25 protein-coding genes and 1 tRNA gene are annotated in these 25,342 nt (G+C 67.9%); 13 read left to right on the plus strand and 13 right to left on the minus strand.

The features are described 5' to 3' along the window. The first annotated feature begins 105 nt into the window (after window positions 1-105). From BW981_RS11720 to BW981_RS11760, 8 genes are all read left to right on the plus strand, one after another. Window positions 106-894 (plus strand): alpha/beta fold hydrolase, encoded by a 789-nt coding sequence (locus BW981_RS11720; RefSeq protein ID WP_076439536.1) that lies wholly within the window; start codon window positions 106-108, stop codon window positions 892-894. A 206-nt stretch (window positions 895-1,100) separates the two neighbouring features. Beyond that, window positions 1,101-1,826 carry a response regulator gene (locus tag BW981_RS11725; protein WP_076439538.1) on the plus strand — a complete coding sequence of 242 codons (726 nt, stop codon included), beginning with the start codon at window positions 1,101-1,103 and terminating at the stop codon, window positions 1,824-1,826. Window positions 1,827-2,225: 399 nt separating this feature from the next. Beyond that, window positions 2,226-2,741 (plus strand): DUF1127 domain-containing protein, encoded by a 516-nt coding sequence (locus tag BW981_RS11730; protein WP_139333739.1) that lies wholly within the window; start codon window positions 2,226-2,228, stop codon window positions 2,739-2,741. Between the two features lie 192 nt (window positions 2,742-2,933). Continuing rightward, the gene (locus BW981_RS11735) at window positions 2,934-4,598 is read left to right on the plus strand and encodes a GMC family oxidoreductase (protein WP_083712300.1); all 1,665 of its coding nucleotides are present in this window, start codon (window positions 2,934-2,936) and stop codon (window positions 4,596-4,598) included. A gap of 287 nt (window positions 4,599-4,885) precedes the next feature. Further along, window positions 4,886-6,274: a YncE family protein gene (locus tag BW981_RS11745; protein WP_076439305.1), complete on the plus strand. Its 1,389-nt coding sequence runs from the start codon at window positions 4,886-4,888 to the stop codon at window positions 6,272-6,274. 12 nt (window positions 6,275-6,286) lie between these two features. After that, entirely contained in the window at window positions 6,287-6,775 is a 489-nt protein-coding gene (locus BW981_RS23250; protein WP_083712301.1) for a DUF305 domain-containing protein, read from the plus strand. Between the two features lie 2 nt (window positions 6,776-6,777). Beyond that, entirely contained in the window at window positions 6,778-7,293 is a 516-nt protein-coding gene (locus tag BW981_RS11755) for an RNA polymerase sigma factor (protein WP_076439307.1), read from the plus strand. Beyond that, entirely contained in the window at window positions 7,290-8,057 is a 768-nt protein-coding gene (locus BW981_RS11760) for an anti-sigma factor family protein (RefSeq protein ID WP_076439309.1), read from the plus strand. The genes BW981_RS11755 and BW981_RS11760 overlap by 4 nt, the downstream gene beginning before the upstream one ends. A 556-nt stretch (window positions 8,058-8,613) precedes the next feature. Here BW981_RS11760 and BW981_RS11770 read toward each other — a convergent pair. The 3 genes from BW981_RS11770 to BW981_RS11780 form a co-directional block, all read right to left on the minus strand. Continuing rightward, entirely contained in the window at window positions 8,614-9,894 is a 1,281-nt protein-coding gene (locus BW981_RS11770) for an NAD(P)/FAD-dependent oxidoreductase (protein ID WP_244560297.1), read from the minus strand. An 89-nt stretch (window positions 9,895-9,983) separates the two neighbouring features. After that, on the minus strand, window positions 9,984-10,322 hold the full coding sequence (locus BW981_RS11775) for a DUF2934 domain-containing protein (protein ID WP_076439313.1): 339 nt from the start codon (window positions 10,320-10,322) through the stop codon (window positions 9,984-9,986). A 110-nt stretch (window positions 10,323-10,432) separates the two neighbouring features. Then, window positions 10,433-11,311 (minus strand): manganese catalase family protein, encoded by an 879-nt coding sequence (locus BW981_RS11780; RefSeq protein ID WP_076439315.1) that lies wholly within the window; start codon window positions 11,309-11,311, stop codon window positions 10,433-10,435. Between the two features lie 629 nt (window positions 11,312-11,940). On the opposite strand from BW981_RS11780, the gene BW981_RS23060 reads away from it, so the two are divergent. Then, complete coding sequence (locus tag BW981_RS23060; RefSeq protein WP_175624106.1) at window positions 11,941-12,081, plus strand: hypothetical protein; 141 nt, start codon at window positions 11,941-11,943, stop codon at window positions 12,079-12,081. A 10-nt stretch (window positions 12,082-12,091) separates the two neighbouring features. On the opposite strand, the gene BW981_RS11790 is transcribed toward BW981_RS23060, so the two are convergent. Beyond that, window positions 12,092-12,625, minus strand: a complete 534-nt coding sequence (locus BW981_RS11790) for a DUF4142 domain-containing protein (protein WP_076439319.1) — start codon at window positions 12,623-12,625, stop codon at window positions 12,092-12,094. 160 nt (window positions 12,626-12,785) lie between these two features. On the opposite strand from BW981_RS11790, the gene BW981_RS11795 reads away from it, so the two are divergent. The 3 genes from BW981_RS11795 (at window position 12,786) to BW981_RS11805 (ending at window position 14,136) form a co-directional block, all read left to right on the plus strand. Continuing rightward, window positions 12,786-13,268, plus strand: coding sequence for a hypothetical protein (locus BW981_RS11795; protein ID WP_076439321.1), 483 nt, complete (start codon window positions 12,786-12,788; stop codon window positions 13,266-13,268). A 313-nt stretch (window positions 13,269-13,581) separates the two neighbouring features. Then, window positions 13,582-13,656: transfer RNA gene (locus tag BW981_RS11800), tRNA-Thr, on the plus strand. Between the two features lie 189 nt (window positions 13,657-13,845). Further along, on the plus strand, window positions 13,846-14,136 hold the full coding sequence (locus tag BW981_RS11805) for a hypothetical protein (RefSeq protein WP_076439323.1): 291 nt from the start codon (window positions 13,846-13,848) through the stop codon (window positions 14,134-14,136). On the opposite strand, the gene BW981_RS11810 is transcribed toward BW981_RS11805, so the two are convergent. The 3 genes from BW981_RS11810 to BW981_RS11820 are packed head-to-tail and all read right to left on the minus strand — an operon-like array spanning window position 14,090 to window position 16,532. Next, the gene (locus BW981_RS11810; protein WP_076439325.1) at window positions 14,090-15,610 is read right to left on the minus strand and encodes an AtzE family amidohydrolase; all 1,521 of its coding nucleotides are present in this window, start codon (window positions 15,608-15,610) and stop codon (window positions 14,090-14,092) included. The genes BW981_RS11805 and BW981_RS11810 overlap by 47 nt on opposite strands. Next, window positions 15,607-15,825, minus strand: a complete 219-nt coding sequence (locus tag BW981_RS11815; RefSeq protein WP_076439326.1) for a DUF4089 domain-containing protein — start codon at window positions 15,823-15,825, stop codon at window positions 15,607-15,609. The genes BW981_RS11810 and BW981_RS11815 overlap by 4 nt, the downstream gene beginning before the upstream one ends. Next, window positions 15,822-16,532, minus strand: coding sequence for a cysteine hydrolase family protein (locus BW981_RS11820; RefSeq protein ID WP_244560298.1), 711 nt, complete (start codon window positions 16,530-16,532; stop codon window positions 15,822-15,824). The genes BW981_RS11815 and BW981_RS11820 overlap by 4 nt, the downstream gene beginning before the upstream one ends. Window positions 16,533-16,842: 310 nt before the next feature. On the opposite strand from BW981_RS11820, the gene atzF reads away from it, so the two are divergent. Further along, entirely contained in the window at window positions 16,843-18,648 is a 1,806-nt protein-coding gene (gene atzF / locus BW981_RS11825) for an allophanate hydrolase (protein ID WP_076439330.1), read from the plus strand. Here the strand turns inward: atzF and BW981_RS11830 are convergent. The 6 genes from BW981_RS11830 to BW981_RS11855 all read right to left on the minus strand — a co-directional run bounded on the left by BW981_RS11830 (window position 18,621) and on the right by BW981_RS11855 (window position 25,217). Continuing rightward, on the minus strand, window positions 18,621-19,247 hold the full coding sequence (locus BW981_RS11830; RefSeq protein WP_076439544.1) for a GntR family transcriptional regulator: 627 nt from the start codon (window positions 19,245-19,247) through the stop codon (window positions 18,621-18,623). The two genes, atzF and BW981_RS11830, sit on opposite strands and share 28 nt — an antisense overlap. Before the next feature lie 126 nt (window positions 19,248-19,373). Further along, window positions 19,374-19,757 (minus strand): oxalurate catabolism protein HpxZ, encoded by a 384-nt coding sequence (gene hpxZ, locus BW981_RS11835; protein WP_076439332.1) that lies wholly within the window; start codon window positions 19,755-19,757, stop codon window positions 19,374-19,376. Window positions 19,758-19,779: 22 nt separating this feature from the next. Further along, the gene (locus BW981_RS11840) at window positions 19,780-21,480 is read right to left on the minus strand and encodes a dipeptide ABC transporter ATP-binding protein (RefSeq protein ID WP_076439334.1); all 1,701 of its coding nucleotides are present in this window, start codon (window positions 21,478-21,480) and stop codon (window positions 19,780-19,782) included. Window positions 21,481-21,640: 160 nt separating this feature from the next. Next, complete coding sequence (locus BW981_RS11845; protein WP_076439336.1) at window positions 21,641-22,540, minus strand: ABC transporter permease; 900 nt, start codon at window positions 22,538-22,540, stop codon at window positions 21,641-21,643. A gap of 3 nt (window positions 22,541-22,543) precedes the next feature. Next, window positions 22,544-23,557 carry an ABC transporter permease gene (locus BW981_RS11850; RefSeq protein ID WP_076439338.1) on the minus strand — a complete coding sequence of 338 codons (1,014 nt, stop codon included), beginning with the start codon at window positions 23,555-23,557 and terminating at the stop codon, window positions 22,544-22,546. Window positions 23,558-23,675: 118 nt separating this feature from the next. Continuing rightward, window positions 23,676-25,217, minus strand: coding sequence for an ABC transporter substrate-binding protein (locus BW981_RS11855; protein ID WP_244560299.1), 1,542 nt, complete (start codon window positions 25,215-25,217; stop codon window positions 23,676-23,678). Window positions 25,218-25,342 lie beyond the last annotated feature (125 nt).

Here is a 25,342-nt window from a genome sequence, read left to right on the forward strand (position 1 = left end):
CGCGCAAAAAACAATATCGCGATAAATGTCGCTTGACAGCCTCTGATGCGGCAATTAGACAAATATCGCGATAAATATTATCTCAATATCAAAAGGAGAGCGATCATGAATCCCCTGAGCAACAGCATCCTCGCCGCAGCGGCCGCCACCCTCCTCGGGCTCCAGCCCGCGTCGGCAGCCGGCCCTGTTCCCGCGCCCCACTCCGTCCGGAACGTCGTTCTCGTCCACGGCGCCTTCGCCGACGGCTCAGGCTGGCGCGGCGTCTACGACAATCTGACGGCGCGTGGGTACAAGGTCACCATCGTGCAGAACCCGCTGACCTCGTTGGCCGATGACGTGGCCGCAACCAGGCGCGCTCTCGCCCGGCTGGACGGCCCCGCCATCCTCGTCGGTCATTCCTGGGGCGGCACGGTGATCACCGAAGCGGGCAACGATCCCAAGGTCGCGGGCCTCGTCTATGTCTCTGCCCTGTCTCCCGATGCCGGCGAGACGACGGCCCAGCAATATGCCGGCTACACGACACCGCCCGAATTCGTCCTCGACGTCCACGCCGACGGATTTGGCTACGTCGCCCCTGCCAAGTTCAAGGCCGGTTTTGCCGCGGATACCAGCGACGCCGATGCGGCCTTCATGCGGGATGCGCAGGTGCCCATCGCCATGTCGGCCTTCGAGACGAAGCTGACCCAGGCCGCCTGGCGCAGCAAGCCGAGCTGGGCCGTCATCGCGACCGAGGACAAGGCCTTCGACCAGCGCATGCTGCACGGCATGGCGAAGAAGATCGGTGCGAAGGTGACCACCGTCGCGGCGAGCCACGCGCTCTTCATGACGCAGCCCAAGGTCGTCTCCGACGTGATCGACGAGGCCGCCCGGACATCGAGGACAGCCGGCCGCTGATGCGCGGCCGCAGTCCTCAGGCCGCTCAGCAGGCGGATTCCCGGATCCGCCTGTCGCTCCCCCCTCTCGCGCAACCTCAGAGGACGCGAGCGCCGACAAGCCTTAGGCCGCGGCTCATCGCATCGCCCCCGTGCGGCCCGGCAACCGCTCGCGGTGGGACCGGAGCCATTTCGATAATGCGGGGCTCGTCCCGCTGGAGCCGCTTCGTGAAGCACATTCTTCTGATCGACGACGACCCGACGATCCGCGATCTGCTGTCCGACTACCTGTCGCAACACGCGTTCCGCGTCACCGCGATCAGCGACAGCCGACCGCTCGCGCGGATCGTCGGCACCGATGCAGTCGACCTCGTGGTCGTCGACCTCAATCTCGGCCATGAAGACGGGCTGGAGATCGTCCGCCGCCTGTCCAGCACCTCGGATGCGCCGATCATCATCATCAGCGGCGACCGCCTGGACGAAGCCGACAAGGTCGTGGGGCTCGAACTCGGCGCCACCGACTATGTCACGAAGCCTTTCGCGATCCGCGAGTTCCTGGCTCGTGTGCGGGCATCTTTGAGGGAGAGGCCGGCGCCCAAAAGGCGGAGGGAGCGCAAGACATATCGCTTCGGCCGCTTTGAACTCGACATCGATATGCGAAGGCTCGTCGACGGCGACGGCGTGAACATCAAGCTCAGCGCCGGGGAATTCAAGCTGCTGACCGTCTTCCTGAAGGCGCCCCAGCACGTGCTGTCGCGTGAGCAACTGCTGACGGAAACGCGCAGTCACAACGACGATGTGTTTGATCGCAGCATCGATGTTTTGATCCTGAGGCTGCGGCGAAAGCTCGAGGTGGACCCGGCCCGGCCGAAGCTCATCCGAACCGAACGCGGGGCGGGCTATGTCTTGACCAGCGATGTCACGGTCAGCGACGCAGCGCGCCTGCGGACATGACCCGAAAAGGCCCGGCGGGTCGGCGCGCGGCGGTCATCTGCGTCCGCCTGGCCGGCCGGTTGCCGCTGGTGGCGCAGTTGCCGGCTGCCGCCGGGGCAAAAACCTGGCGCGGGCGCCTCAGACGAGCGCCATGTCCGTCGCGTCCCGGGCCTGCGCAGCTTCGCGGTCACGGCGCCCTTTATCCCCGATCGCGGACCGGCAGAGTGAGCCCGCCGCGATGATGCCGGCAGCCGGGTGGGACGGATGCCGGTGCGCCAGGAGCCAGCAAACGACATGGGCCCAACACGTCGTCGAACTCCTCGGTCGAATATTTCATCTGTAACGTCAAAACCGGATCTGCTCGTGTCCGTGTAACAAGGTATCCGGATAACGGCCTCATCGCAGACGATGGAGCCGTCGATGAAGTACTCCGATCCAACACATGTGAAAGATCGGGCCGATCACCTTTTGCGGCTACCCTCAACGGGCGTGAACATCATCGCGTTGCGGCGATCGAAGGGGGATCACCCGTGGCACCGATGGGGTTTCTCCCCGCGCTGTGACGCGCCAACTCCCCCGGTGATGTCGCCCGAATGCATCGGGACACGCACCCCCGTGTCTGGGGTCTCCTGGATCGAACGGCTGGTGATCGATTTCGGGATCGCCGGCAACGCCCCGGCATTCGGCAGTGCCTTCGAGCCCTGCCCAACGCGCCCGGTTCCCGCTCAGGCAAAGACCGCCCGACCGCTGCGTCCGACTCTGGCGCGCCGGTTGGGGGCGGCGGTTGCAAGCGCCTGGCATCGCATCGGGCGCGAGCTGGCGATCCGGCGCGCCTTGCAGGATCTGCGCCGGCTCGATGCGCCGATGCTGCGCGACATCGGCATCTTCGACGCCGACGCGATCGAGCTCTTCGTCCGCAACGGCGGCGAACGCTGAGCCGCGAGGTCCCGGGCGCGCCCGTCGATAGGGCCGCATCGCCGGCTGCCGCTTCAACAATCCGACCGGGATCACCGTGACGGGCAGCGTCGGGACCAGCCCGCCCACCCCATCGCCGAAGCACCGCCGCTCGTCCGGGCTCCCGAAGCGCCCGACGGGTTCGGCGCTCCAACCCGCAAGACAGAGGCACCAATGGACCATTCGACAGACATCACAGGCCGCCCTCATCCCGATGATCAGTCTGCTAAGCGGCAGGGCGATCCACAGTGGGACAGCTTCGATTTCATCGTCTGCGGCGCCGGCTCCAGCGGTTGCGTGGTCGCGGCGCGCCTGGCGGAGGACGGAAATGCCAGCGTCCTCCTGCTGGAGGCCGGCGGAGACGACGAATCCGAGACCGTGTCGGACCCCGCGCAGTGGCCTCTCAATCTCGGCAGCAGCCGCGACTGGGGCTTCGTGGGAGAACCGTCGAGCGGCCTGGGCGGCCGTCGCCTGGCCCTGAGCATGGGCAAAGGCCTCGGCGGCGGCTCCAGCATCAACGTCATGGTCTGGGCTCGCGGTCACCAGGCGGACTGGGATTACTTCGCCGCCGAGACCGGGGACGAGGCCTGGGGCTATCAGTCGGTTCTCGGCTATTATCGCCGGATCGAGGATTGGCGCGGCGCGCCCGATCCGCTGCGTCGCGGGTCCGGCGGTCCTGTCTACGTCGCTCAGCCTTCCGCGCCGCAGCCCGTCGCCTGCACGCTCGTCAAGGCTGCAGGCACGATGGGTATTCCCGTCTTCGATTCTCCCAATGGGGAGATGATGGAAAGCGCGGGCGGGGCCGCGATCGCGGAGCTGCGGGTGCGCGGCGGCAAGCGTGAATCGGTGTTCCGCTCCTATGCCCATCGCATGATGGTGCGACCGAATCTGACGGTCGTGACCGGCGCGCTGGTCACACGCGTCCTGTTGGACGGCCGGAAGGCGGTCGGTGTCGAGATCCTGCACAAGGGCGAACGGCGGCAGATCCGTGCCCGTTGCGAAACCGTGCTGTCGCTCGGAGCCGTCCAGACCCCGAAGGTCCTCATGCAGTCCGGGATCGGCCCCGAGGCCGAGCTGAAGACCCATGGCATCGACGTGGTCCAGCATCTCCCCGGCGTCGGCAGCAACCATCAGGACCATATCGCCTTCGGCTGCACCTGGGCCTACCGAAAGCCCCAGCCCGTCGGAGCGGGCGGCTGCGAAGCGGCGATCTACTGGAAGAGCGATTCCCGCCTGCCGGCGCCGGATATCCTCCAGTGCCAGCTCGAATTCGCGGTGCCTTCGCCGGCTGAGACCGGGATCGAGACGCCGGCGCATGGCTGGACGATGTTTGCAGGGCTCGCCCAGCCCAAAAGCCGCGGGCGGCTGCGCCTCTCCGGGCCCAATGCCGCCGATCCCATGCTGATCGAGCCGAACGCGCTCAGCGAACCGGAAGACATCCAAGCCGCACTGGCGGCCGTCGAGCTGTGCCGCGAGATCGGCAACGCCAGGGCCTTCGACGATCTCGTCGAACGGGAAACGGCGCCGGGCCTGCGCGACCGCGCGGGCATGCTCGATTTCATCCGCAAATCGGCGGTGACCTACTGGCACCAGTCGGGCACGGCCAAGATGGGACGCGACCGGATGTCGGTGGTCGACAGCCAGCTCAGGGTCTACGGGATCGAGGGGCTGCGGGTCGCCGATGCGTCGATCATGCCGCGCATCACGGTCGGCAACATCATGGCGCCCTGCGTCGTCATCGGTGAGCGCGCAGCCGACATGATCCGGCGACAGCACGGGCTGTCGGCGGCCGAGTGTTCCGGCATGGCGGCCGGGACAGGGGGTGAGGCTGCCCTCTGAACCGGCGCCCGTTCGCCAGCTCCTGCGCGACAACCGCCCTGGCGCCAAGACGCGCCAGGGCGCAATCGAAGCCTGGAATGCAAAGTCGCGCAGGGCCGGCCTCAAGACCATCGCGTCCACCGCCTTGCTGTCGCCCTGGCCGCAGAGCACCAGGGCGACGTCGAGGTCCTTGCGGATGATCGCGAGCAGCGTGTGACGCCTGAGCGCTTCACAGAAGCGTGAGACCGGAACCTGGATGGAATAGTTCGCTCCCCTCGCATGTCTCACTCCCGAAACAGGAGCAGAACATGTCGAGCAGAAACGCAAAAGGCCTCAGCCGCCGCGCCGTGATCCAGGCGACCGTTGCCGCCGCGGCGATGGGGTCGGTCGCAGCCCGGGCACAGACGCCGGCTGCGCAGCCGGGTCCGCGAGCGGGAGACCGGGTCTTCATCACCAACGAGGATTCCAACACGCTCAGCGTCATCGATCCGGTGTCAAACGAGCTGCTGCCGACCGTCAATCTGACCAGCTTCGACGAGGATGCGCGCCCTCCCTTCCGCTTCGTGACCGGCAACGTCACGCCGACGCATGGAGAGATGATCCAGAAGCCGCTCTATCACGGCGCAATCTCGATCCACGGCTGTGTCCCGTCCCCGGATTCGCGGATCTTCGCGACGGCGGGCCGTGGCACGAGCAATCTCTACCTCGTCGACGCGGTGACGCTGAAGGTCATCGGCAATCAGCCCAACCCGATGGCGGGCCCGACGACGGCCGCCGATTCCCTGACCTCCGGCATCCTCGTCGGTCGCGAGCCGCACGAACCCACCTTCACCAGGAACGGCAGGGAGATCTGGGTCGCACTGCGCGGCGAGAACAGGCTCGCCGTCATCGATGTCGAGCGCGCCAAGGCGGAGTCGGCGGGCGAACTGCCGCGCGGGGCGGCGATCCGCCGCTTCATGCCCGTCCTGCCAGGGCCGGCCATGGTCTGGTTCTCGGCCGGCGGCGAGACCGCCTTCGTGATCTCGCAGAAGATTCCGCGCATCGACGTCTTCAGCGTCCGATATGACGGGCAGGGTTTTTCGACGGCGGAGCGCAAGGCGACGATCGAGACCTCGGCGCAGGACCGCTTCGGCTTCGCGCCGTTCCTGAAGATCAGTCCCGATGGCCGCGAATTCTGGATATCGCAGAAGCTCGCCGATGGCCTCTCGGTCTACGACGCCGGCGCCGAGCACAAGCTTCTCGAGCATCTGCCGCTCGGCGAGCGGGCCCGTCCCAACCATGTCGAATTCGTGCAGAACGACCGTGGCAATGTCGCCTACGCGACCTTCGGCCGGGTCGACGATGACGGGCCGGACGGCCGGGCGGCCAGCCGGATCGCCATCATCGACCGGTCCGCGCCGGCCGGCCGGCGCCGCGTCGTCGGCCACTTCTTCAGTCATGGCCGCGAGGCGCACGGCATCTGGACCGACCCTTCAAACAGCAAGCTCTATGTCGCTCACGAGCTGGACGAATTGCCCGGTTCGCCGCATGCGGGACAGACGGTCTGCTGCGTGTTCGATGTGGCGGATCCGCTGCGCCCGCGCTTCGTCAGGCAGATCCCGCTCGGGACTCTCGATCTGCCGTCGGGCAAGCTGCGCAACAAGAAGTCGATCAACCTCGTCTATGTGCGCCCCGGCGCACGCAGCGCGACCGCGTGAAGGAAGCAGACAATGGCCTTCTCGCTCGGCACAATCCTGACGCGGATCACGGACGGGCCGGTGCTCGCCCAGCATCATGGGCACGCCGCCCCTCACGCTCATGGCCCGAAGGGCGGCGCGGCTCCCCCGCCGGCCACGGTCCAGGGGCCGACGGCAGGTCCGGCTCCGGCCAGCGCGACACCGCCCGCCCCGGCGGGCTATGACGTCTTCATCAGGGACATGCATGTCGGCATGGAGAAGATGATGCAGGACATGCATGCCGATCCGCCATCCGGCGATCCCGACATCGACTTCCTCGTCATGATGGTGCCGCACCATTGGGGTGCGGTCGAGATGGCGCGGCTTGTGCTGCGTCATGGGCGCGACCCGCTCGTCCGCGAAATTGCGCAGACCATCCTCGCGGGGCAGCAGACCGAAATGCAGGGCATGCGCGGACGCCTCGACGCGCTTCGGCGCGGCACGGACGACTATCCGTCGCTCAGCGGCAACCGGGGCCCCTGATCATGCTCGGCAGCGTGTCCGACCTCGAGATCGAAGCCCAGATTCCAGCCCTGAGGCGGTTTGCCCGCTCGCTTGCCCGCAACCCCGACGATGCGGACGAACTGGTTCAGGATACGCTGCTGCAGGCGCTTTCGCGCTGGCGGCAACTGCGAAAGCCGGGCAGCGTCAGGGCGTGGCTGTTCCAGATCCTGTTCAACCTGCACAGGACGCATGGGCGCCGCCGCCAGCGCGATCTCGCCCGTTTCGATCATGACGATGGGGCCGACCATGCCGACCCGTCCAGCGACCAGCATCAGGCGCTTCACCTCGGCGACGCGCTCTCGGCGCTGGCGCGGCTGCCGCAGGACCAGCGCATTGCGCTCGAACTGGTTGCGGTTCAGGGCATGACCTATGAGGAGGTCGCCAGAGTGACCGAGGTGCCGATCGGAACCGTGATGTCGCGCCTGAGCCGGGCCCGCGAACGCCTGCGTACCGAGCTGGAGGGCAGCAATGTCACCCCGTTCCGGAGGCTGAAATGATGTCGCGCTCGGGTCCGATCGGCGATGACGACATCCAGGCCTTCATCGATGGCCGCCTCGCGCCGGATCGGCTGCGCGAGGTCGAGGCTTTCCTCGCCTCGGAGCCGGCTCTGCGCAGCCGCATCGAGCAGCAGCGCGCCGACGTGCACGCCCTGAGAGCCGCCGCTCAGCTGCGGCCTCCCGAACCGATTCCGGCCTCGCTGCGATTGTCCGAGGTTCGGCGGCGACGCGCGGCTCAGACCATCTCCCGGTACCGGCAATTGGCGGCCGGCCTGTGCCTCTTTGCTGTCGGCGGTCTGCTGGGCGCGGGCCTGGTTCGGCATCAGCCGGCCCCGGTCGCGGCGCGACCCCAGATGGCCGATGCCGTCGTCGCGTTTCGCGCCTTCGCAGGCCGCTCGGTCGACATGGTCGAGTTTCCGGCGGCCCAGGTCGCGGTGATGAGGCAGATGATCTCGCGACACCTGCGGCAGGACATCGTCGTGCCCGATCTCTCGGGCGTCGGCCTCAGCTTTCGGGGCGGGCGGCTGCTTGCCAGCGACGAGGGACCGGGCGGCATGTTCGTCTATGCCGGCCCGGCGGGCGAGACGATCGCGGTTTATGTCAAGACGCTCGCCGCGGCTCGCAAGGCGGATCTGAACTCGCGCCAGGATGGCGAGGTCACAGCCTATTTCTGGTTCACCGGCGGGCTCGGCTATGCGGTCCTTGGACCATCGACGTCCCCGTATGCAAAGCGCGCAGCCGAGCAACTCAGTTCAAGGGAGTGAGAGTGGATAAGCCTGTGCAGATGATTATTCGAACGCGCCCCGCGCTGCGGCGTATCGAGCTCAGCACTCGGCAATTCCCGCGGTCATCGTCGATGAACGCGGTCGTCTTTTGAACGGGCGGCCGAGCTCCTCTCTCCTGACAAGAGTTACGCGCAGTCGCCGAAAGCGGTCTGGGCAAAACACGCCGATGCCCTGGCATGGGCCCGGCGGGCGTTCACTTCGCCTTGTCCAGAGCCCCTTTCGCTGCCACCTCGATGACATTGGCCGCAGCCTTGGGCTGTGTCAGAAAAACGACGTGACTGCCCTCGACCTCGGTCGTGGCCGCGCCGATACACCGCGCGGTGCTCCGCAACAGCTCCGGCGATGGCTCAGTCCTCGGTCGCCGCGACGTACCAGCTCGGCCTGGTCTTCCAGGCCCTGACCGTAAGAACGGTAGACCTAAGCGTAAATCGGGGCCGACAATCGCGGCTTTGAAGCGTACGGCCCCCTCGAAAGCTCTTCTCGCGCGTTGCGGCTCGGCCGCCGATCGGAACTGGACGGCGTGACAATATCGCTTTCAGGCCGGCCCGGATCGCTGATCGGGTCCCAAGGGGCGCACGCCGTCCGCCTGCGTCATGAGCCGCGCTCCGCGCTGCCATGTCAGGTAACGGGAGAGCCACTGCGTCGCCACAAGCAGCCGCCGCTCGAAGCCCGCGAGCAGATAGATGTGCACGAAGGCCCAGAGCAGCCAGGCGAGGCGGCCCTTCAACTGCCTGCCGCCGCCGAAATCGAAGATCGCGGCGTTCCGGCCGATGATCGCGGCGTTCCCGCGGTTGCGAAACCTGAAGTCAGGCACCTGAGTACCGCGCAGGGCGCCCGCGAGGCCCTTGCCGAGGAACTGCCCTTGCTGCTTGGCGACCTGGGCCAGGGCGGGCAGCGGCCTTCCATCCTCACCATCGAGGTGAGCCAGATCACCGATCGCGAAGATCCGCTTGTCAAAGCCCCGGACAGCGAGATCGCGATCGACGGGAATCCGTCCGCCCCGAGCTGCGGCGACCCCGTCCAGCCATTCCACCGCGGAGGCCGCGCGCGTTCCGGCGCCCCAGATCACCGTCGCGGAGGCGATGGACCCGTTCTGCAGTTCGACGCCCTCGGCATCGATGGTCTTCACGGCCGCTCCGAGCCGCACCTCGACCCCGAGCTTGGCGAGGCGCGCAGCGGCGTAGCGGGCGAGCGGTTCGGGGAAAGCCGCGAGCAGCCGGGCTCCCGCCTCGACCAGGATGATGCGGGCCTCGCGGGTATCGATCCGCCTGAAGTCCCGCCGCAACGAATGGTGCACGAGTTCGGCGAGCGCGCCTGCCATTTCGACTCCGGTCGGTCCTCCGCCGACGACGACGAAGGTCATCAGGCTGTGCCTGAGCGCGGGGTCTGGGCTGGTTTCGGCCCGTTCGAGTGCACCCAGCACGGCAGCCCTGATGGCCGTGGCGTCGGGCAGATCGCGCGGACACGGCGCATGGGGCGCCCAGTCGTCATGGCCGAAATAGTGGCAGACCGAGCCGGTCGCGAGCACCAGGAAGCGGTAGGGCAGCCTCCGCCCATCCTGCAACAGAACTTCATGCGCCGACGTGTCGACCCCTTCGACCGAGCCCAGTTCGACCCGCACGCTGGAATAACGGCGCAGCAGCCGGCGGATCGGCTGCGCTATGTCCGCCGGCGACAGCGCCGCAGTGGCCACCTGGTAGAGCAGCGGCACGAAAAGGTGATAATTATGCCGGTCCACCAGCACGGTCTCGACTCCGGCCGCGCCCAAGGTCTTGGCACAGGCGAGGCCGGCAAATCCGCCGCCCACGACGACCACCGGCCGCTCGCCCCGAGGCCGGCCCATCCGGTCCGGGAACGGCACCTCGGCAGCCGCTGATGTCGCTGACGGGCGGCCGGCGTCGGATGTCATCGAGGAGCCGGCTCGCGGGCAGCGCGGCGATTGCTGCGCCTCGGAGCCCTGGTCGTGCCTTCCTGATCCCCGAGCGCCGTGGGGATTGCCTGGTTCTCGACCGCGAGGACAGGCTCTCCGCCGGGCGTCGCCGCGGTCGCGGGTTCATCCGGCCCGCCCCCTGGCACCGGCGTCCTGGCGGGCGCAGGCTGCCCGGCATCCGCCGAAGCGGAGGCCCAGATTTCCTTGGCCGCGTCCCAGTGTCGAGCCTCCAGCCCGTCGGGCCGGCCTTCTTCCTCCCAAAGCCGGTAGGCGATGGCCCTGATCTCGTCGTCACGGTCGGCTGATGCGGACATGAAGGATCTCCTGTGGTGGGCCGCGCCCGCCTCTCGCTGCAAAGGCGAGAGACGGAGGAACGGATCAGGCCGAGCGCCGCCCTGCGATTGATGCGCTTGCTCGCCCGCGGTCAGAGGTTGCGCTCGATCGCGCCCTCGATCGTGCCCAGGACACCCGTCTGCCCCGAGCGGCTCGTCTGCTCGGTCTGGGCTCCGGCATCGGGCCGGGCCGGCGCCAGCACGGGTTCCTGCCCGAGCGGCTCGGAGACCCGCGACGAGAACTGGCCTTTTCCGTCGATGCTGGGGCCTTCCGTCCACCGGCCCTCCGGGATCGAGCCGTCCCGCATGTGGCCGAAATAGGCGTAGGAAAATTCCTGCTTCTCCTGATCCTGCGGGAAGCTGTTCGGGATCGGCAGGCTGGCGGCTCCGCCCATATCCTCGATGGCAGCCAGCCATTGCTGCTGATGCATGGTGTCGCGCGCGATCAGGAAGGAGAGCATGTCCTTCATCCCCGCATCGTCGGTCATGTTGTAGAGCCTGACGGCAAGGACACGGCCGGACGACTCTGCCGCGACATTGGCATACATATCAGCCGCGAGATTGCCGCTGGCATAAACATGCGAGGCGTCGAAGGGGACGCCGTTCGCATCGGCCGGCATGGCCGCCAGACCGGTCGAGAGCAGATGGCGGAAATCCATGCCGTTGATGACGGAGCCGGCGACCATGTTGGCCGACGCCTCCTCCTGCATCGACAGCGGCGCCCCTTCGAGATTGAGGGCCACGGCGGTCGCGAGCATCTCGATATGGCCGAGTTCCTCGGTCGCGGTGTTGAGCAGCAGGTCTCGGTATTTGGCCGGCCCTCGTGCGCCGAAGGCCTGGAACATGTACTGCATGCAGACGCGGATCTCGCCCTCGACGCCGCCGATCGCCTGTTGGAGGGCCCGGGCGAAGACCGGATCCGGCTTGTCGACCCGCACGGGATATTGCAGACGGCCATCGGCGTAGAACATGGGGAGGAACCTCTCGGAAAGTGATCGCCCGCGGTTTCGGGCATTGAGCGGCCAACCCGACGCCATGGTCGCCCGTTCCCGTCTGAACGGCAGCGCACCGTGAAAGAGCCGGAGTTTCGGGCGGGCGGGTCCGCGACCGCTCGGGAGCGTCTCCCGGGCGAAGACCGGAGGCGGGCCTCACTGCTACGCTCGGCATAGGCCGAGAACAGCGTGATCGCTTCCTGATGGGCCTGCCCCTGCAGCTTGACGTAAGCCATATCGGAACCGCCTTGGGGAAGCGGCTGCAAGGGCTTCGAACTGCTGGCGATGCCGGGCCTCGAGCTGCGGCGGCGGGAGCTCCATGCCGGAGTTGCGCAGCTGAAGAACCAGCGACCGAAACGTCCGCGGCGGTCATGCTCCAGCGGACTGCCATGCCGAGCCTGATGATGGGCTCCAAATAGGACGTCCTCCGGCGGGCCATTCTCATCGAAAGGGCAGCGCGATGAATCCAGCAAACCTGCAGATCGCGGCTGCTGGTCGCCCTCGCCGCGTTGTTGCGCAGCCGGAGCGCGGAGGATGGCGCGCTTTCGCCTCGGATCACGCAGGCGCTGGCAGAGGCCTCGGCCGGCCTCGCGAAGGACGGGGACAGGATGGCGCAGCTCAGCGCCGGCCAACAGGAAAGCCTGCTCTTTCCGATACGCTTCCTGAAGGCGGCGCTGGAGGCGCCGCCCGGCACGCCGCCCTCGAGCGTGATCCGGCGGGTCGGCCGGACGCTGGACCGGGAAGACTAGGCCCGCGGGCTCAGTCCTTCTTCTGAAGCCGCCCGATCAGCTGGATATGCTCCTGCACCCGCCCCTTGATCAGCATCGCGACCGCGCGCGAATGGGGGTCCTGGCCCTCGCGGAGATAGGCCTGCTGGATATCGAGCAGCCGCTGGTGCCCCTCGGCCTGAGCGGTGAGATAGGCAGCGTCGAGCTGCTCGCCGGCGTTCGTCGTGGTCAGCCGGTCGACCATCGCCCGGGTCGGGTCATCGATGGATTGCTGGGCCTGGTGACCCCGCAACTTCAGAACGGCGGCGACATCGCGCTGCTCTGCGACCTCAAACTCCGCGAACTGGCGAATGTCGCCGCTGGCCCGCCTGACCGCGACCTCGCTCATGGCCAGGGAGGACATCCCGGCCGCCAAGGTGTCGTTGGCATGACGCAACTCGGCCGGGCCGGCTGCGGGCGCTGCGGCGCGGCTGGGCTCCGCGTCGGTTGTCTTCCCCTGGGGCTGGGCCCAGGCCTGGGCAGGCAAAACGAGCCCGAGGGCGATGATCAGGTTTCGGCGCAGCATGGCATGTCCTTTCGATCGGATTCCCAGCCAATCCGACGCCCCGCCCAGCGTTCCGCAGGGAGCGCTGCCGTACCTTCGCCGGCCCCGGCGGAGCGGCCCCGCCCGATTCCTGTTGCCCTCTCAGCAACCGCAGCAAAGGCCGGATGATCGGAGAGCCCCCATGCAGACGATCCATCGCACCTACGAAACCTTCGAAGACGCCCGCAACGTGGTGGCCAGGCTGGAAGCGGAGGGCCTCCGATCCGAGCAGATCAGCCTGGTCGGCCGGAATCGGACCGGCGATGACGGCGCGGCCGAAGGCGCGGCGATCGGCGGCGCCATCGGCGGGGCAGGCGGTCTCATCGCCGCCCTCGCCGCGGTGACCGTGCCGGGGCTCGGGCCGCTCCTCGCGGCGGGCTGGCTCGGCTGCACCCTGATCGGCGCGGGAACCGGCGCGCTGGCTGGCGGGGTCCTTGGGGCGCTGGCCGATGCGGGCATCGCGCGCGGTGACGCCGAGGCCTACGCTGAAACGATCCGGGGCGGCGGGTCGCTCGTGAGCGTTCGCGCCTTGGACCTGGAAGCGCCACGCGTGCGCATGGTCATGGATGCAGCGGTGTCGGTCGAGGACTTCGGAAAGTCTGCACCTGCTCGCCCGATCGGGTGACGCTCAACCCCCGCGTCATTCCCGGGACCAGCCCGGCGGCACCGGCGTCCAACACGTCGTAGGCCCTCCCCGCCCTGGCATCGGCAATCGCCCTGCGGACACTGGCTTCGGACAGACGCTTTGCCACCGGCAACACCTCACGAACTCGGACCAGCTCGGGCGGCTCTCTGAGAATCCTCATCGTTGGAGAGGGCGAGGCGCTTCGGAGAAATCGGTCAACCATGGCGGGAACCTGAGCCTGCTTAAGTTCCTATTTCTGCGCGCTTTTCATGGGTTGCCCAGCACCCCTTGACGACGTAGAACGCCCTCACGCGCCGGCGTAGCACAGCGGTAGTGCAGCGGTTTTGTAAACCGAAGGTCGGGAGTTCGATCCTCTCCGCCGGCACCATTCTCCTCTTCAAGCCTTGCAGCGAACCAGCGATGGTTCGGCTCGGCAGGCGCAGAGGGCAAGGTGATCTCGATGCCTGGCGCCGGACCGGCGCCCTGACCGGGCCGAGAGCGCGGTACGCGGGAACGCCGGGCCCAGCCCGGCGTTCAGCAGCACGTTGATTGCAACGGACCGCCACGGAGGCACGCCATGAAGCGCCTGATCCTGCTTGCCGCCTTCCTGCTCCAAACGGGAATCGCCACCGCGCAGATCCGCGCCTCCACCGTCGATCGGCCCTGTGAGGCGAGCCGGCGAGATGTCGCCCGCAATGGCGCGATCGTGTTGGGCACCGGCGGCTATACCTATGACCGCTTCGTCGCCGACCGCCGCTTCTGCGAGCGCGACGAGTTTACCGAGCCGGCCTTCGTTCCCAGCCGGGATAGCCAATCCTGCTTCATCGGTTATCGCTGCCGGACGTCCAACCCGCTCTGGGATCGGTGAGCCGGTCGACCGGGTTCGCATGCGTCCCAGGACGCGGCCTCGCAGCAGCGTCGTCGCTTCCTCCAGCGTGCCGGAGGCCTGGCAGCAAGGCCGGATCGGCGGCCCGGCACACCCCCATCGTCTGAAGCGCGAAAGCAGCCTTCAGGCACAGATCTTCCCGCCAGGGCGGCGCGATGAGCTGGACGCCGATCGGCAGCCCGGCGCCTTGCACGGGGACCGCCGCCACGGGCAGCCCCACGCAGGATATCGGCTGCGTGAACAGCCCGAGGCTCGGGCGCAGCGGAAGCGTCTCGCCCCTCACCTCGAGGGATTTCTGGCCGATCAGCGGCGCGACACAAGGCGTCGCGGGGGCGACGATGAGGTCGACCTCGGCGAAGTGACGCATCATCTCCTCATGGAACCAGCGCCGTGCACGCTGGGCCTGCACATACCAGCCGGCCGGCAGCAACGCGCCCGCCAGGAAGCGGTCGCGCGTTTCCGGATCGAAGTCATCGGCGCGCGAGCGCAGGCGCGGCAGATGGAAGCTGGAGCTTTCCGCGTTGGTGATCAGGAAGGCGGCCGCCCGCGCGATGGGGACCCCATCGATGTCGATGATGCGCTTCGCGCCAAGCGCGCCGGCGACCTGCGCGACGGCAGCCCGAGCCTCCGGCATGCCGTCGGTGGCGAAGTATCCGCCTGCCACGCCGATGCGCAGACCGCCGATCCCGTCGCGCAGCCGAAGCACGGTCGGCTCCGCCGTCCTCTGTGCGCAGGCCGGATCGCCGGCATCGGGCCCCTGCATCAGGTCATAGGCGAGCGCAAGATCGGTCACGTCCCGTGCCAGGGGCCCGAGATGGTCGAGGGAATCGCAGAAGGGGAACGAGCGGGTGCGCGGCAAGCGGCCATAGGTCGGCTTGAGGCCGAAGATGCCGCAGAGCGAGGCCGGCACCCGGATCGAGCCGTTGGTGTCCGAGCCGAGCGTGATCGGGCTCAGGCCCGCGGCGGTCGCCGAGCCGGAGCCGGACGAGGAGCCGCCCGACATCCGCGCCGGGTCATGCGGATTGCGGCAAGCACCGTCATGGGCGTTTTCGCCCGTGAAATCATAGGCATATTCGCCCATGTTGAGCCCGCCGAGCAGCACCGCTCCCGCCGCGCTCAGCCGCTCGACCAGCACGGCGTCGCGCGTCGCTGGCGCCCGCTCCCGATTGATCATCGAGCCGGCCCGGGTCGGCAGGCCGGCAATGTCGAAGAGGTTCTTGGCGGCGAAGGGGGCGCCTGCCAGCGGCCCGAGCGGCCGGCCGGCACCGCGGTCCTTGTCGATGCTGCGCGCCTGCTCGCGCGCCCGCGCGGCGGTGATGTCGGTGAAGGCTGCTAGACGGGGGTTCAGCGTGGCGATGCGGCCGAGGAATGCCTCTGTCACGGCTTCCGCGTTTGCTTCCCCCTGCGCGACCCGCCGCGCGAGAACATGCGCGGGAGCAAAGATGTCGATGCTCATGCGGTTTCGCTCCCGCCGTTGCCCGGCCGGAACACCGGCGCAAGGCTGAACTCGGCATCGTCCAGCGGACAGGTCGCCACGATGCGCGCCATGCGCTCGGCGATGCCGAGGAACTGCAGCACGACCGGGCGCTGCTCCGCCGTGATGGTGAGGCCGATCACCGGCGCCATCGCGTCGAGATGACGCTCGGCATCGAAGGGAGGGCTTCCGCTCATGCGACTGTCTCCTGCTCGGTTGGAGCGGCGCCTGCATCGGCCGACAGTGCCGCCAGAACCTGGCTCGTGGTGGATACCCATCCGAAAATGCCGCCCTGCGCCGCGATCATCCGCAGGCCGACGGCATGGAACTCGGGGAAATAGGACGCGCAGGCATCGCCCGGCACGAGGCAGCGATAGCCGCGGTCATTGGCTTCGCGAACGGTGGTGTGAACGCAGACCTCGGTGGTGACCCCGGCGACGATCAGCGCCTCGATGCCGCGATTGCGCAGCATCAAGTCGAGGTCGGTCTGGTAGAAGGCGCCCTTCCCGGGCTTGTCGATCACCGGCTCGCCGGCCAGCGGCGACAGCTCCGGGATGATCTCGTGGCCCGGCTCGCCCCGCACCAGGATGCGGCCCATCGGCCCGCAGGCGCCGATCCGCTTCTCCGGCGGACCTCGCTGCACCTTGTTGGGCGGAGCGTCGGCCAGGTCCGGTCGATGCCCCTCGCGCGTATGGATGACCAGCAGCCCCGCCGCTCGGGCGCTCTCCAGCAACGCGCGGCAGGGCCCGATGGCGCTCCGCAGCAGCGAAACATCGTTCCCGAGCGCCGCCCCGAAGCCACCCGGCTCCAGGAAATCCCGCTGCATGTCGATGACGAGCAGCGCAGCGCGCGCGACATCGATCGCGAACGGAGAAGGATCAGCCGGAATTTCCGCGCAAGGCACCGCTCCACGCTCCATCGACGACGAACGGAACAGGCTTTGCAAAGCATGTGCCCGCCGGGGTGCCGAGGGGCGAGCCCGCTCTGACACCGGCGCGGGCGCGAAATGGGCCGAGGATCGTGACGAAACTGGACGCAACTCCATCCGAAGAGACGGGCAACGAGACGAAGAGGTGGCTCGCCCGCTGCCCGGCAAGCTCACCGGCTTGCATCTCTTTGTATGCAAGACGCGCAATGCGCCCATTTTTTAATCAGAAAGCCGACCCCGCAGCCCAAAGCGCGGTCGCCTCTTGGACATCAGGTGGAGGTTCCCCGTGCCGACCCTAGCCAGCATCCTCGCCGACCATCTCACGGGCGGGGCACAGATCGCGGACACTGTCTCGGCCTGCTATGCGCGGCTGCGAGCTCATGGCGACGAGGCGATCTTCATCGCGTTGCGCCCGGAAGCCGAGGTCGTGGCAGAAGCCGAGCGCCTTCAGGCGGAAGGCCCGCGCGGCCGCAGGCTGTGGGGCGTGCCCATCGCGGTGAAGGACAATATCGACGTCGCCGGCCTGCCGACGACCGCAGCCTGTCCGGCCTTCGCATACAGCCCGGAGCAGGATGCCAGCGCGGTGGCGCGGCTGAGAGCGCAGGGCGCCATCGTCATCGGCAAGACCAATCTCGACCAGTTCGCCACCGGTCTCAACGGGACACGATCGCCCTATGGCACGCCGCGCAACGCCATGCGCGGCGATCTCGTCCCCGGTGGGTCGAGTTCCGGCTCGGCGAGCGCGGTCGCCGCCGGCATCGTCCCGGTCGCGCTCGGCACCGACACGGCGGGCTCCGGCCGCGTCCCCGCCGGGCTGCAGAACATCGTCGGGCTGAAGCCGAGCGTGGGGCTTGTGCCGAGCGCCGGCCTGGTGCCCGCCTGCCGGACGCTGGACTGCATCTCCGTTTTCGGCCTGACGGTCGAGGACGCCTGGGCCGTCCTCGACGTGATGTCCGGGCTCGACCCGGCGGATCCGTTCTCCCGGGGCCTTCCGCTTGGACGCCCGGGCGCCGCGCCCCCCGCGATACGGCTCGGCGCGCCGCGGCCGGCGGATCGCGATTTCGCGGGAGACCCCGCCGCGAAGGCGAGTTTCGAAGCGGCGCTCGAACGCGCTCAGAGGTTGGGCGCCGAAATCGTCACGCTCGACTTCACGCCCTTCTATGAGACAGCCCGGCTTCTCTATGACGGCCCGTGGGTGGCTGAACGCTGGCTCGCCATCCGCGATCTCTACGAGCGCGAGCCGGATGCGATCCTCCCGGTGATTCGCCAGGTGATCGCTGGCCGTCCCCTGCCGGATGCCGCCGCCGCCTTTGCCGCCCGGTATCGGCTCGCCGAACTTGCGCTTGCCGCCAAGGCGACGCTCAAGAGCGTCGACGCGCTGATGGTCCCCACGGCGCCGCGCCCGGTGACCCTCGCCGAAATGGCCGCCGATCCTGTCGGCGCCAATTCCATGCTCGGCCGCTATACCAATTTCGTTAACCTGCTCGACCTGTGCGCCCTCGCTTTGCCGGCGACCCTCGCCCACGATGGCACGGCGGCGGGGGTGACGCTGATCGCACCCGCAGGCCACGACGCCGCCCTCGCCGCTTTCGGCCGCGCCTTCCAGGCGGCAAGCGGGTTGCCGCTCGGCGCGACGGAGCTGTCCTTGCCCCCGCAGGCAGATTGGCCGCCATCCGGCACGCCCGGCACGATCGAGATCGCGGTGGTCGGCGCACATCTTTCGGGCATGCCGCTCAATGGCGAGCTGACCTCCCTCGGCGGCTGCTTCGTCCGCGCGACGACCACGACCGCCGATTACCACCTCTACGCCCTGCCGGGTGGCCCGCCGATGCGGCCCGGCCTCGTCCGCACCGCCGAACGTGGCGGCGAGATCGCCGTCGAGATCTGGTCTCTGCCCCCCGAAGGCTTCGGTCGCTTCGTCGCGGGAATCCCCGCTCCTCTCGGGATCGGCACGCTTGCATTGGCGGACGGGACGCGGGTGAAAGGCTTCCTCTGCGAGCAGATCGGCACGCAAGACGCGCGGGACATCACCGGTTTCGGTGGCTGGCGCGCCTTTGTCGCGGCTCAATCGGCTGCGCGTGCCTCGGCGTAGCTGCTGAACGCGTCCCTCACCAAGCCGATATGCGCGTGCATGGCCTCGGCTGCGCCCAGCCGGTCCCCGCGCAGGATCGCCTGCACGATCACATCGTGCTCCTGCCACGAACCGCCGAGCCGCCCCGTCGTCCGGAACTGGGCCCGGCGGAACGGGGCGACGCGCCGGCGCGTCATCAGCGTCATCTCGGCGAGATAGCCATTATGCGTGCCGGCATAGATGGCACCGTGAAAGGCCTCGTTGCGTTCGTGATAGCGCAGCGGGTCGCCCCGATGGACCAGCGCCCGCAACTCCTGGTGCAGCTGCTCCAGCCCGCGCCGCTCCGCCGCCGTCATGTTGCGGGCGGAAAGCCCGGCGCAGAGGGCCTCGAGCTCCGCCATCGCCTCGAACATGTCATGGAGTTGGCGCGGCGCCGGCAAAGCGACGAGCGCGCTGCGATGTGGCCTCACCTCGACGAGGCCCGAAGCCGCGAGCTGGCGGATGGCCTCGCGGACCGGGGTACGCGAGACGCCGAAACGGCGCGCCAGCTCCTGCTCGTCCAGCGGCTGGCCCGGAGCCAGCAGGCCGGAGACGATGTCGTCGGCGAGCTGAAGGCGCAGGGCTTCCGTACGGGTGGTGGCTCTGGCCTCGCGATCCGCTGCGGCCGGTCCGTGAGACGACGCGTTCTCTTTCGGCAAAAGGCTCACCCTGAGCTCGGTCCGGCCGTGCGCCGGTCTGTGCCGCCGCTATGTCTGCGGGATGATGCTGACATGGGCCGCAACGACCCGCCAGCCCTCCGGGAAGCGCACCCAGGACTGGCTCTGCCGCCCGATCTTGCCAGGCGCGCTTGCGCGCTCGAACAGCGTGTTGGCAGTGGCGAAATCGTCTCCGTAGCTGGTGATGACAGTCCGCTGTAGCGACCGCTCCAGCCCGGCCGATGGCCGCGCTGCACGAAAGGCTGCGATCTCGTCGTAGCCGTAGAGATTCTCCGTGGCCCCATAGCGCAGCGTCTCCGGCGCCTGCCGGAACAGGCGATCGAGCGTGGCGACGTCGTTGCTTGTCAGCGCCGTCTCGTATTCGGCAAAGGCGGCCTCGACTTCAGCCAAAATGGCGGGATCGTTGATCTTCATGCTGCTCTGCTTCGGTAACGGCTCAGGCGGGCGGATGTGGAATCGCCGTCAGCAACTCCTTGGTGTACGCGGCCTTGGGCGCGCCGAGCACCTCTTCGGCGGAGCCCTGTTCGACGATCTGGCCACTGCGCATGACGATGACCCGGTCGCAGAGCAGGCGGACCACATTGAGATCGTGCGAGACGAAGATGTAGCTCATGCCGAGCCGTTGCTTCAGATCATCCAGCAGGTTCAGCACCACCGCCTGCACCGAGACGTCGAGCGCCGCGGTCGGCTCGTCGAGGATGACGAGATCGGGATCGAGCGCGATCGCCCGCGCGATGCCGACGCGCGCTTTCTGCCCGCCCGAGAGCTGGTGCGGGAACCGGTCGAGAAGCTCGACCGGCAGCCCGACCAGTTGCGCCAGTTCCTCGCAGCGAGCGCGCAACGCCGCGCCGCCGCGGATCGCGCCCATGCGCAGGATCGGGTCGAGGATTGCCCGCTCAGCCGTAAAGCGGGGATTGAGGCTGTCGGTCGGGTCCTGGAACACCATCTGGATGCGTCGCCGGAAGGGCGAAGCGGCGAAGCGCCTGGCGGGAATCGCCCCAATATCCTCGCCGTCGAACAGGATGCGCCCGCTCGTGGGATCGAGCAGCCGGTTGAGCATCATCGACGTCGTCGATTTTCCGCAGCCGGATTCGCCGACGAGGCCGAGGGTCTCGCCCCGCTCGACGCTGAAGCCGATGCCGTCCACCGCCCGGAACGGCTCGGCCGGCTTCTCCGCCTTTCCGGCGAGCCGAGCGAGAAAGCTGCCCTGCGCGGGCCGCGGATATTCCTTCACCAGGTTCTCGACCAGGAGAAGCGGCCCGGCACCCGGCGCACGGGCCGGCGCAGAAGCGGCAGCCGTGCCGGACGCCGGAGCGCCTTCTGGCAGAAGATCGTGCAGGCTCATGCCGACCCGCGGCGTCGCCTTCATCAGCTTGCGTGTGTACGGGTGCTGCGGATGGCGGAATATCTCGGCGGCCCCCGCCGTCTCGACCACGCGCCCCTTCTCCATCACCACCACCCGGTCGCAATAGGCGGCGGCGAGGCCGAGGTCATGGGTGATCAGGATCGTCGACATCCCGCGCTCGCGCGTCAGCTCGACGATGAGATCCATCACCGCCTTCTGCGTCGTGACGTCGAGCCCCGTCGTCGGCTCGTCGGCGATCAGCAGCTGCGGCTGGCAGGCGAGCGCGAGCGCGATGACGACGCGCTGGCACATGCCGCCCGAGAGCTCGAAGGGATAGGCGTCATAGCGCTCCTGCGGCCGCGCGATCCGGACCTTCTCCAGCGCCTCGATCGCCTTCTCGCGCGCCGTCGCCCGGGTGGCCCGCACATGCTGGAGCAGCACGTCCTCGATCTGCCTGCCGACCTTGCGAATCGGGTTCAGCGCCGCACGCGGATTCTGGAAGATCATCGAGATCTCGCGCCCGCGAATGTCGCGCATCTGCGCCTCGCTGGCGCCAACGAGATCGATGCCGGAGAAGCTGATCGAGCCGTCTGCGACCCTGCCCGCCCGATCAAGGATGCGCACCACCGCATAGGAAGTCACGGACTTGCCCGAGCCCGACTCGCCGACGATGGCAACCGTCTCGCCCTTGCCGACGCTGATGTCGATCGCCTTCACCGCCTGCACGGTACCCCGGCGGGTGGCGAACTCGACCGTGAGGTTGCGGATGTCGAGGAGCGGGGGCGCATTCATGGACGGGCGCTCCCCTTGTCATTCCGGGGCTCGCGCAGCGAGAATCCGGAACTCGCGACCGGGTGAGAGTCGACGACACAATCGGTCTTGCGCCCGCACGTGGATTCCGGGCTCCCTGCTTCGCAGGGCCCCGGAGTGACAGTGGCGGTTCCACTCATCCTCAATTCCTCCGCTGCGGGTCGACGAGATCGCGCACGCCGTCGCCGAGCAGGTTGAAGCAGAAGACGGCGGTCATCAGCGCGAGCCCGGGGAAGAAGGCAACCCACCATTCGCCCGAGACGATGAAGCTCGCCCCTTCGGCGACCATGATGCCCCATTCAGGCGTCGGAGGGCGCACGCCGAGCCCGATGAAGGAGAGGCCTGCCGCGTTGAGGATGGCGTAGCCCATCGTCAGCGACATCTGCACGGCCATGATCGGCATGATGTTCGGCACGATCTGCGTCAGCAGCAGCCGCCATTCCGAATTGCCCGAGAGCCGCGCCGCCTGCACGAATCCGGCCTCGCGCCGCACATTCGCCTCGGCCCGCGCGACGCGGGCATAGAGCGGGAAATTGATGATCGCGGTCGCGATGACGATGTTGGTGACGCTGTTGCCGAGCGCCGCGACGATGCCCATCGCCAGCACGAAGAGCGGAAAGGCCATGATCGTGTCGGCAATGCGCCCGACCAACGTATCGACCCAGCCGCCGAAGAAGCCGGCCATGACTCCGGCGAGTCCACCGAGCAGGAAGACCAGGGCGACAGAGGCGACGGCGATCGAGAAATCCAGCCGCGTCGCCGCCACCACCCGGCTGAAGATGTCGCGGCCGAGTTGGTCGGTGCCGAACCAGTGGGCTGCGCTCGGACCCTGCAGGGCGGAGTTCGTATTGGAGGCCAGCGGATCATAGGGCACCAGCCAGGGGCCGAAGATCGCGGCGAGCAGGATCAAGGCGAACAGCCCGAAGGCAAAGCCGGTGACGGGGTTTTCGGCGACGACGTGCCGGGCATGCGCGAGAAGCGATGTCGACGGCGGCGCCTCGAAGCGCAGGGCGGCGGGCTCGATCTTGCTGATCTCGTTCATCGCTCAGCCCTCCATCCGGACGCGGGGGTCGATCACGCCGTAGAGGATGTCGATCAGCAGGTTCAGCGCGACATAGAGGATCGCCATCGTCAGGACGAAGCCCTGGATCGGCGCATAATCGGAGGCCAGCAGCGCCTCGACCGCATAGGAGCCGACGCCGGGCCAGGCGAAGACCTTCTCGACCAGGACATTGGCGCCGAGCAGAAAGGAGAACACCATGCCGAGCGTCGTCACCACGGGCAGCATGGCGTTGCGGAAGGCATAGGTGCCGATGACCTTGCGGCTGGAGAGGCCGCTGGCACGCGCGGTGCGGACGAAATCCGCGCCGAGCACCGCGAGCATGGAAGCGCGCGTCATGCGGGTGATCGGCGCCAGCGAGAAGATCGCCAGCGTCACGGCCGGGAGAAGGATTTGCGAAAGCGCCGCCCGGAAGGTCTCGCCATCGCCTGCGACCAGGCTGTCGACGAGCAGCAGGCCGGTGACCCGTGGCGGCTCCGAGAGAAAGGCGTCGAGCCGCCCCAGCGGAGCCGGCGCCCAGCCCAGAATGAAGTAGAAGACATAGACCAGCAGCAGGCCGGTGAAGAACACCGGCAGCGACACGCCGGCGGTGGCGACGATGCGACAGAGATGGTCGATCCACGATCCCTGCCGCACCGCCGCCAGCACGCCGAGCGGCAGCGCGATTGCCATGGAAATCAGAAGCCCGAGCAAGGTCAGCTCGGCCGAGGCCGGCAGCCGCTGCGCCAGATCGGCCGTCACGGCCTGCCCGGTCGTCAGCGAGGTGCCCAGATCGCCCTTCACCAGCGCTGAGACATAGGAAACGAACTGCACCGGCAGGGGCTGGTCCAGCCCGAGCTTGCTGCGGATCTCGGCGATGGCCTGCGGCGTCGCCGCCGGGCCGGCGAAATAGGCCGCCGTATCGCCCGGCAGCACCCGGGTCAGCAGGAAGGTGACGATGATGACTCCGATCACCGAGGGGATCGTGGTCTTCAGGCGCTGTCCGATCAGGCTGAGCATGGCTGGTTCTGCTCCGTGGCATCCGCCTCGCCGTCATTCTCGGGCGCAGCGGAGCGAAGACCCGAGAATCTCGGGCAGGAGATGCTCGGGTCTTCGCCCGAGCATGAGGTTCCTCGGCTCACGCCCCCTTGGTCAGGTAGCGGAAGTCCGGCTCGCGGCAGGGCTGGAACTGATAGCCGCCGATCGACTTCTGCATCGCGACATCATGGGTCGGCTGCGAGATCGGGATCATCGGCACCTCGCGCTCGACCAGCGAGACGAAGTCGACGACGTATTTCTCGTAGGCCGCCTTGTCAGTGGTGAAGCGCGCGGCGTCGATCAGCTTGTCCAGATCGGGGTTCTGGTAGTTGGCGATGTTGAAGATCGAATTATTGCCGTGCATCGTCCAAAACAGGTAGTAATCCGGATAGTCCAGCCAGCCCGCGAAGCGGTTCAGGGTCATCGGATTGGTCTTCTTGGCGATCTCGGTGCGGAAGTTCGCGCCGGGTACCTTGGTGATCTCGACCTCGATGCCGATCGAGGCCAGCGCCTCCTTGATCAGCACGGACATCGGCTCCGCCACAGTCGCATTGCCGGCGTCGAACTGCAGCGTCGTCGAGAAGCCGCCGCCGGCCGCGGCGACGAGCGCCTTGGCCTTCTCGACATTGGTCTTGTAGGGGAACGGTGTCGGCCAGGCCGGCTTCGGCGTCTCGGGGCCGCCGGACATGTCGACGCCGCGGCCGAAGAGCGAGGCCTGCAGCATCTTCTCATAGGGCAGCACCCAGGCCACCGCCTGCCGCAGGCGAACATCCTTGAAGGGGCCGACCTGGCTGTTGAGATACAGTCCCCAGACGCCATTGGGGATCGGCACGCCGACGACGTTGATCTTGCCGCCATCGGCCAGATCCTTGAAATCCTTCGGCGGCAGGCCGTAGGAGATGTCGGCGTCGCCGCGCTCGATCAGGGCCCGCCGGGTCGAGGGCGAGGCGATGTCGCGGGCGATGACGCGGCGCAGCTTCGGCAGCGGGCCGCAGGCCCAGTCATCGTTGCGGACATAGATCGTCTCGACGCCGGGCTTCCAGCTCTCGACCTTGAAGGCACCAGACCCGGCGACATTGTTTTTCAGCCACTCCTTGGCGAGCGGATCGCCGCCGCTGTTCTTGATCGCAAGTTCGGAGTCGAAGACGAAGGGAATGGTGACCGCCAGGTTCGGCATGGTCAGCTTGTCCTTGCGGATGAAGTCGATCCGAAAGGTCTTGTCGTCGACGACGACGAACTGCTCCGGCTTTTCCAGGGAGCCCGCATTCATCTGGGTGGTGGCAAAGCCGCCGATCGTCACCGCGCGGTCGAGCGACCATTTGACGTCCTTGGCCGTCACCTTCCGACCGGAGTGGAACTTGGCGTCCCGCAGCTTGAAGGTGCAGCTCATCCCGTCCGAGGCGATCTGCCAGCTCTCCGCCAGCTCCCCTTCCAGTTCGCCCATCGAGACCTGGTTGCCACCACCGCCCGGAATTGGGACCGGCTTGAAGCGCAGCAGCCGATCATAGCAGTTGAGCGCCACGCCATTGACCGGCTGAGAGGAGCCGATGCCCTGCATGTCGAGGCTGTTCGGCCCGTATTCCTGCACCAGCAGAAGCGTCTCGCTCCGGCTCGGCGCTTGCGCGCCGGCGCGCCCACTCATCAGAAATGGCGCAGAAAGACCTCCGGCAAGGGCGGCGCGACGCGTGATCCCCATCATCTTCTCCCGAGATTGCGGCTTTGAAGTGCCGGCGGTTCCGTTCGGGAGGGTGCAATGCAGTTAACGTG

It is taken from the genome of Allobosea sp. TND4EK4 (assembly GCF_900156025.1).
GTDB lineage: Bacteria > Pseudomonadota > Alphaproteobacteria > Rhizobiales > Beijerinckiaceae > Allobosea.

Coding starts and splice junctions, on each gene's coding strand:
- BW981_RS11720 (WP_076439536.1), top strand. CDS start 106: ATGAATCCCCTGAGCAACAGCATCCTCGCCGCAGCGGCCGCCACCCTC.
- BW981_RS11730 (WP_139333739.1), top strand. CDS start 2,226: ATGAAGTACTCCGATCCAACACATGTGAAAGATCGGGCCGATCACCTT.
- BW981_RS11735 (WP_083712300.1), top strand. CDS start 2,934: ATGGACCATTCGACAGACATCACAGGCCGCCCTCATCCCGATGATCAG.
- BW981_RS11745 (WP_076439305.1), top strand. CDS start 4,886: ATGTCGAGCAGAAACGCAAAAGGCCTCAGCCGCCGCGCCGTGATCCAG.
- BW981_RS23250 (WP_083712301.1), top strand. CDS start 6,287: ATGGCCTTCTCGCTCGGCACAATCCTGACGCGGATCACGGACGGGCCG.
- BW981_RS11755 (WP_076439307.1), top strand. CDS start 6,778: ATGCTCGGCAGCGTGTCCGACCTCGAGATCGAAGCCCAGATTCCAGCC.
- BW981_RS11760 (WP_076439309.1), top strand. CDS start 7,290: ATGATGTCGCGCTCGGGTCCGATCGGCGATGACGACATCCAGGCCTTC.
- BW981_RS11775 (WP_076439313.1), bottom strand. CDS start 10,322: ATGTCCGCATCAGCCGACCGTGACGACGAGATCAGGGCCATCGCCTAC.
- BW981_RS11780 (WP_076439315.1), bottom strand. CDS start 11,311: ATGTTCTACGCCGATGGCCGTCTGCAATATCCCGTGCGGGTCGACAAG.
- BW981_RS23060 (WP_175624106.1), top strand. CDS start 11,941: ATGGCGCAGCTCAGCGCCGGCCAACAGGAAAGCCTGCTCTTTCCGATA.
- BW981_RS11790 (WP_076439319.1), bottom strand. CDS start 12,625: ATGCTGCGCCGAAACCTGATCATCGCCCTCGGGCTCGTTTTGCCTGCC.
- BW981_RS11795 (WP_076439321.1), top strand. CDS start 12,786: ATGCAGACGATCCATCGCACCTACGAAACCTTCGAAGACGCCCGCAAC.
- BW981_RS11805 (WP_076439323.1), top strand. CDS start 13,846: ATGAAGCGCCTGATCCTGCTTGCCGCCTTCCTGCTCCAAACGGGAATC.
- BW981_RS11810 (WP_076439325.1), bottom strand. CDS start 15,610: ATGAGCATCGACATCTTTGCTCCCGCGCATGTTCTCGCGCGGCGGGTC.
- BW981_RS11815 (WP_076439326.1), bottom strand. CDS start 15,825: ATGAGCGGAAGCCCTCCCTTCGATGCCGAGCGTCATCTCGACGCGATG.
- hpxZ (WP_076439332.1), bottom strand. CDS start 19,757: ATGAAGATCAACGATCCCGCCATTTTGGCTGAAGTCGAGGCCGCCTTT.
- BW981_RS11840 (WP_076439334.1), bottom strand. CDS start 21,480: ATGAATGCGCCCCCGCTCCTCGACATCCGCAACCTCACGGTCGAGTTC.
- BW981_RS11845 (WP_076439336.1), bottom strand. CDS start 22,540: ATGAACGAGATCAGCAAGATCGAGCCCGCCGCCCTGCGCTTCGAGGCG.
- BW981_RS11850 (WP_076439338.1), bottom strand. CDS start 23,557: ATGCTCAGCCTGATCGGACAGCGCCTGAAGACCACGATCCCCTCGGTG.
- BW981_RS11855 (WP_244560299.1), bottom strand. CDS start 25,217: ATGAGTGGGCGCGCCGGCGCGCAAGCGCCGAGCCGGAGCGAGACGCTT.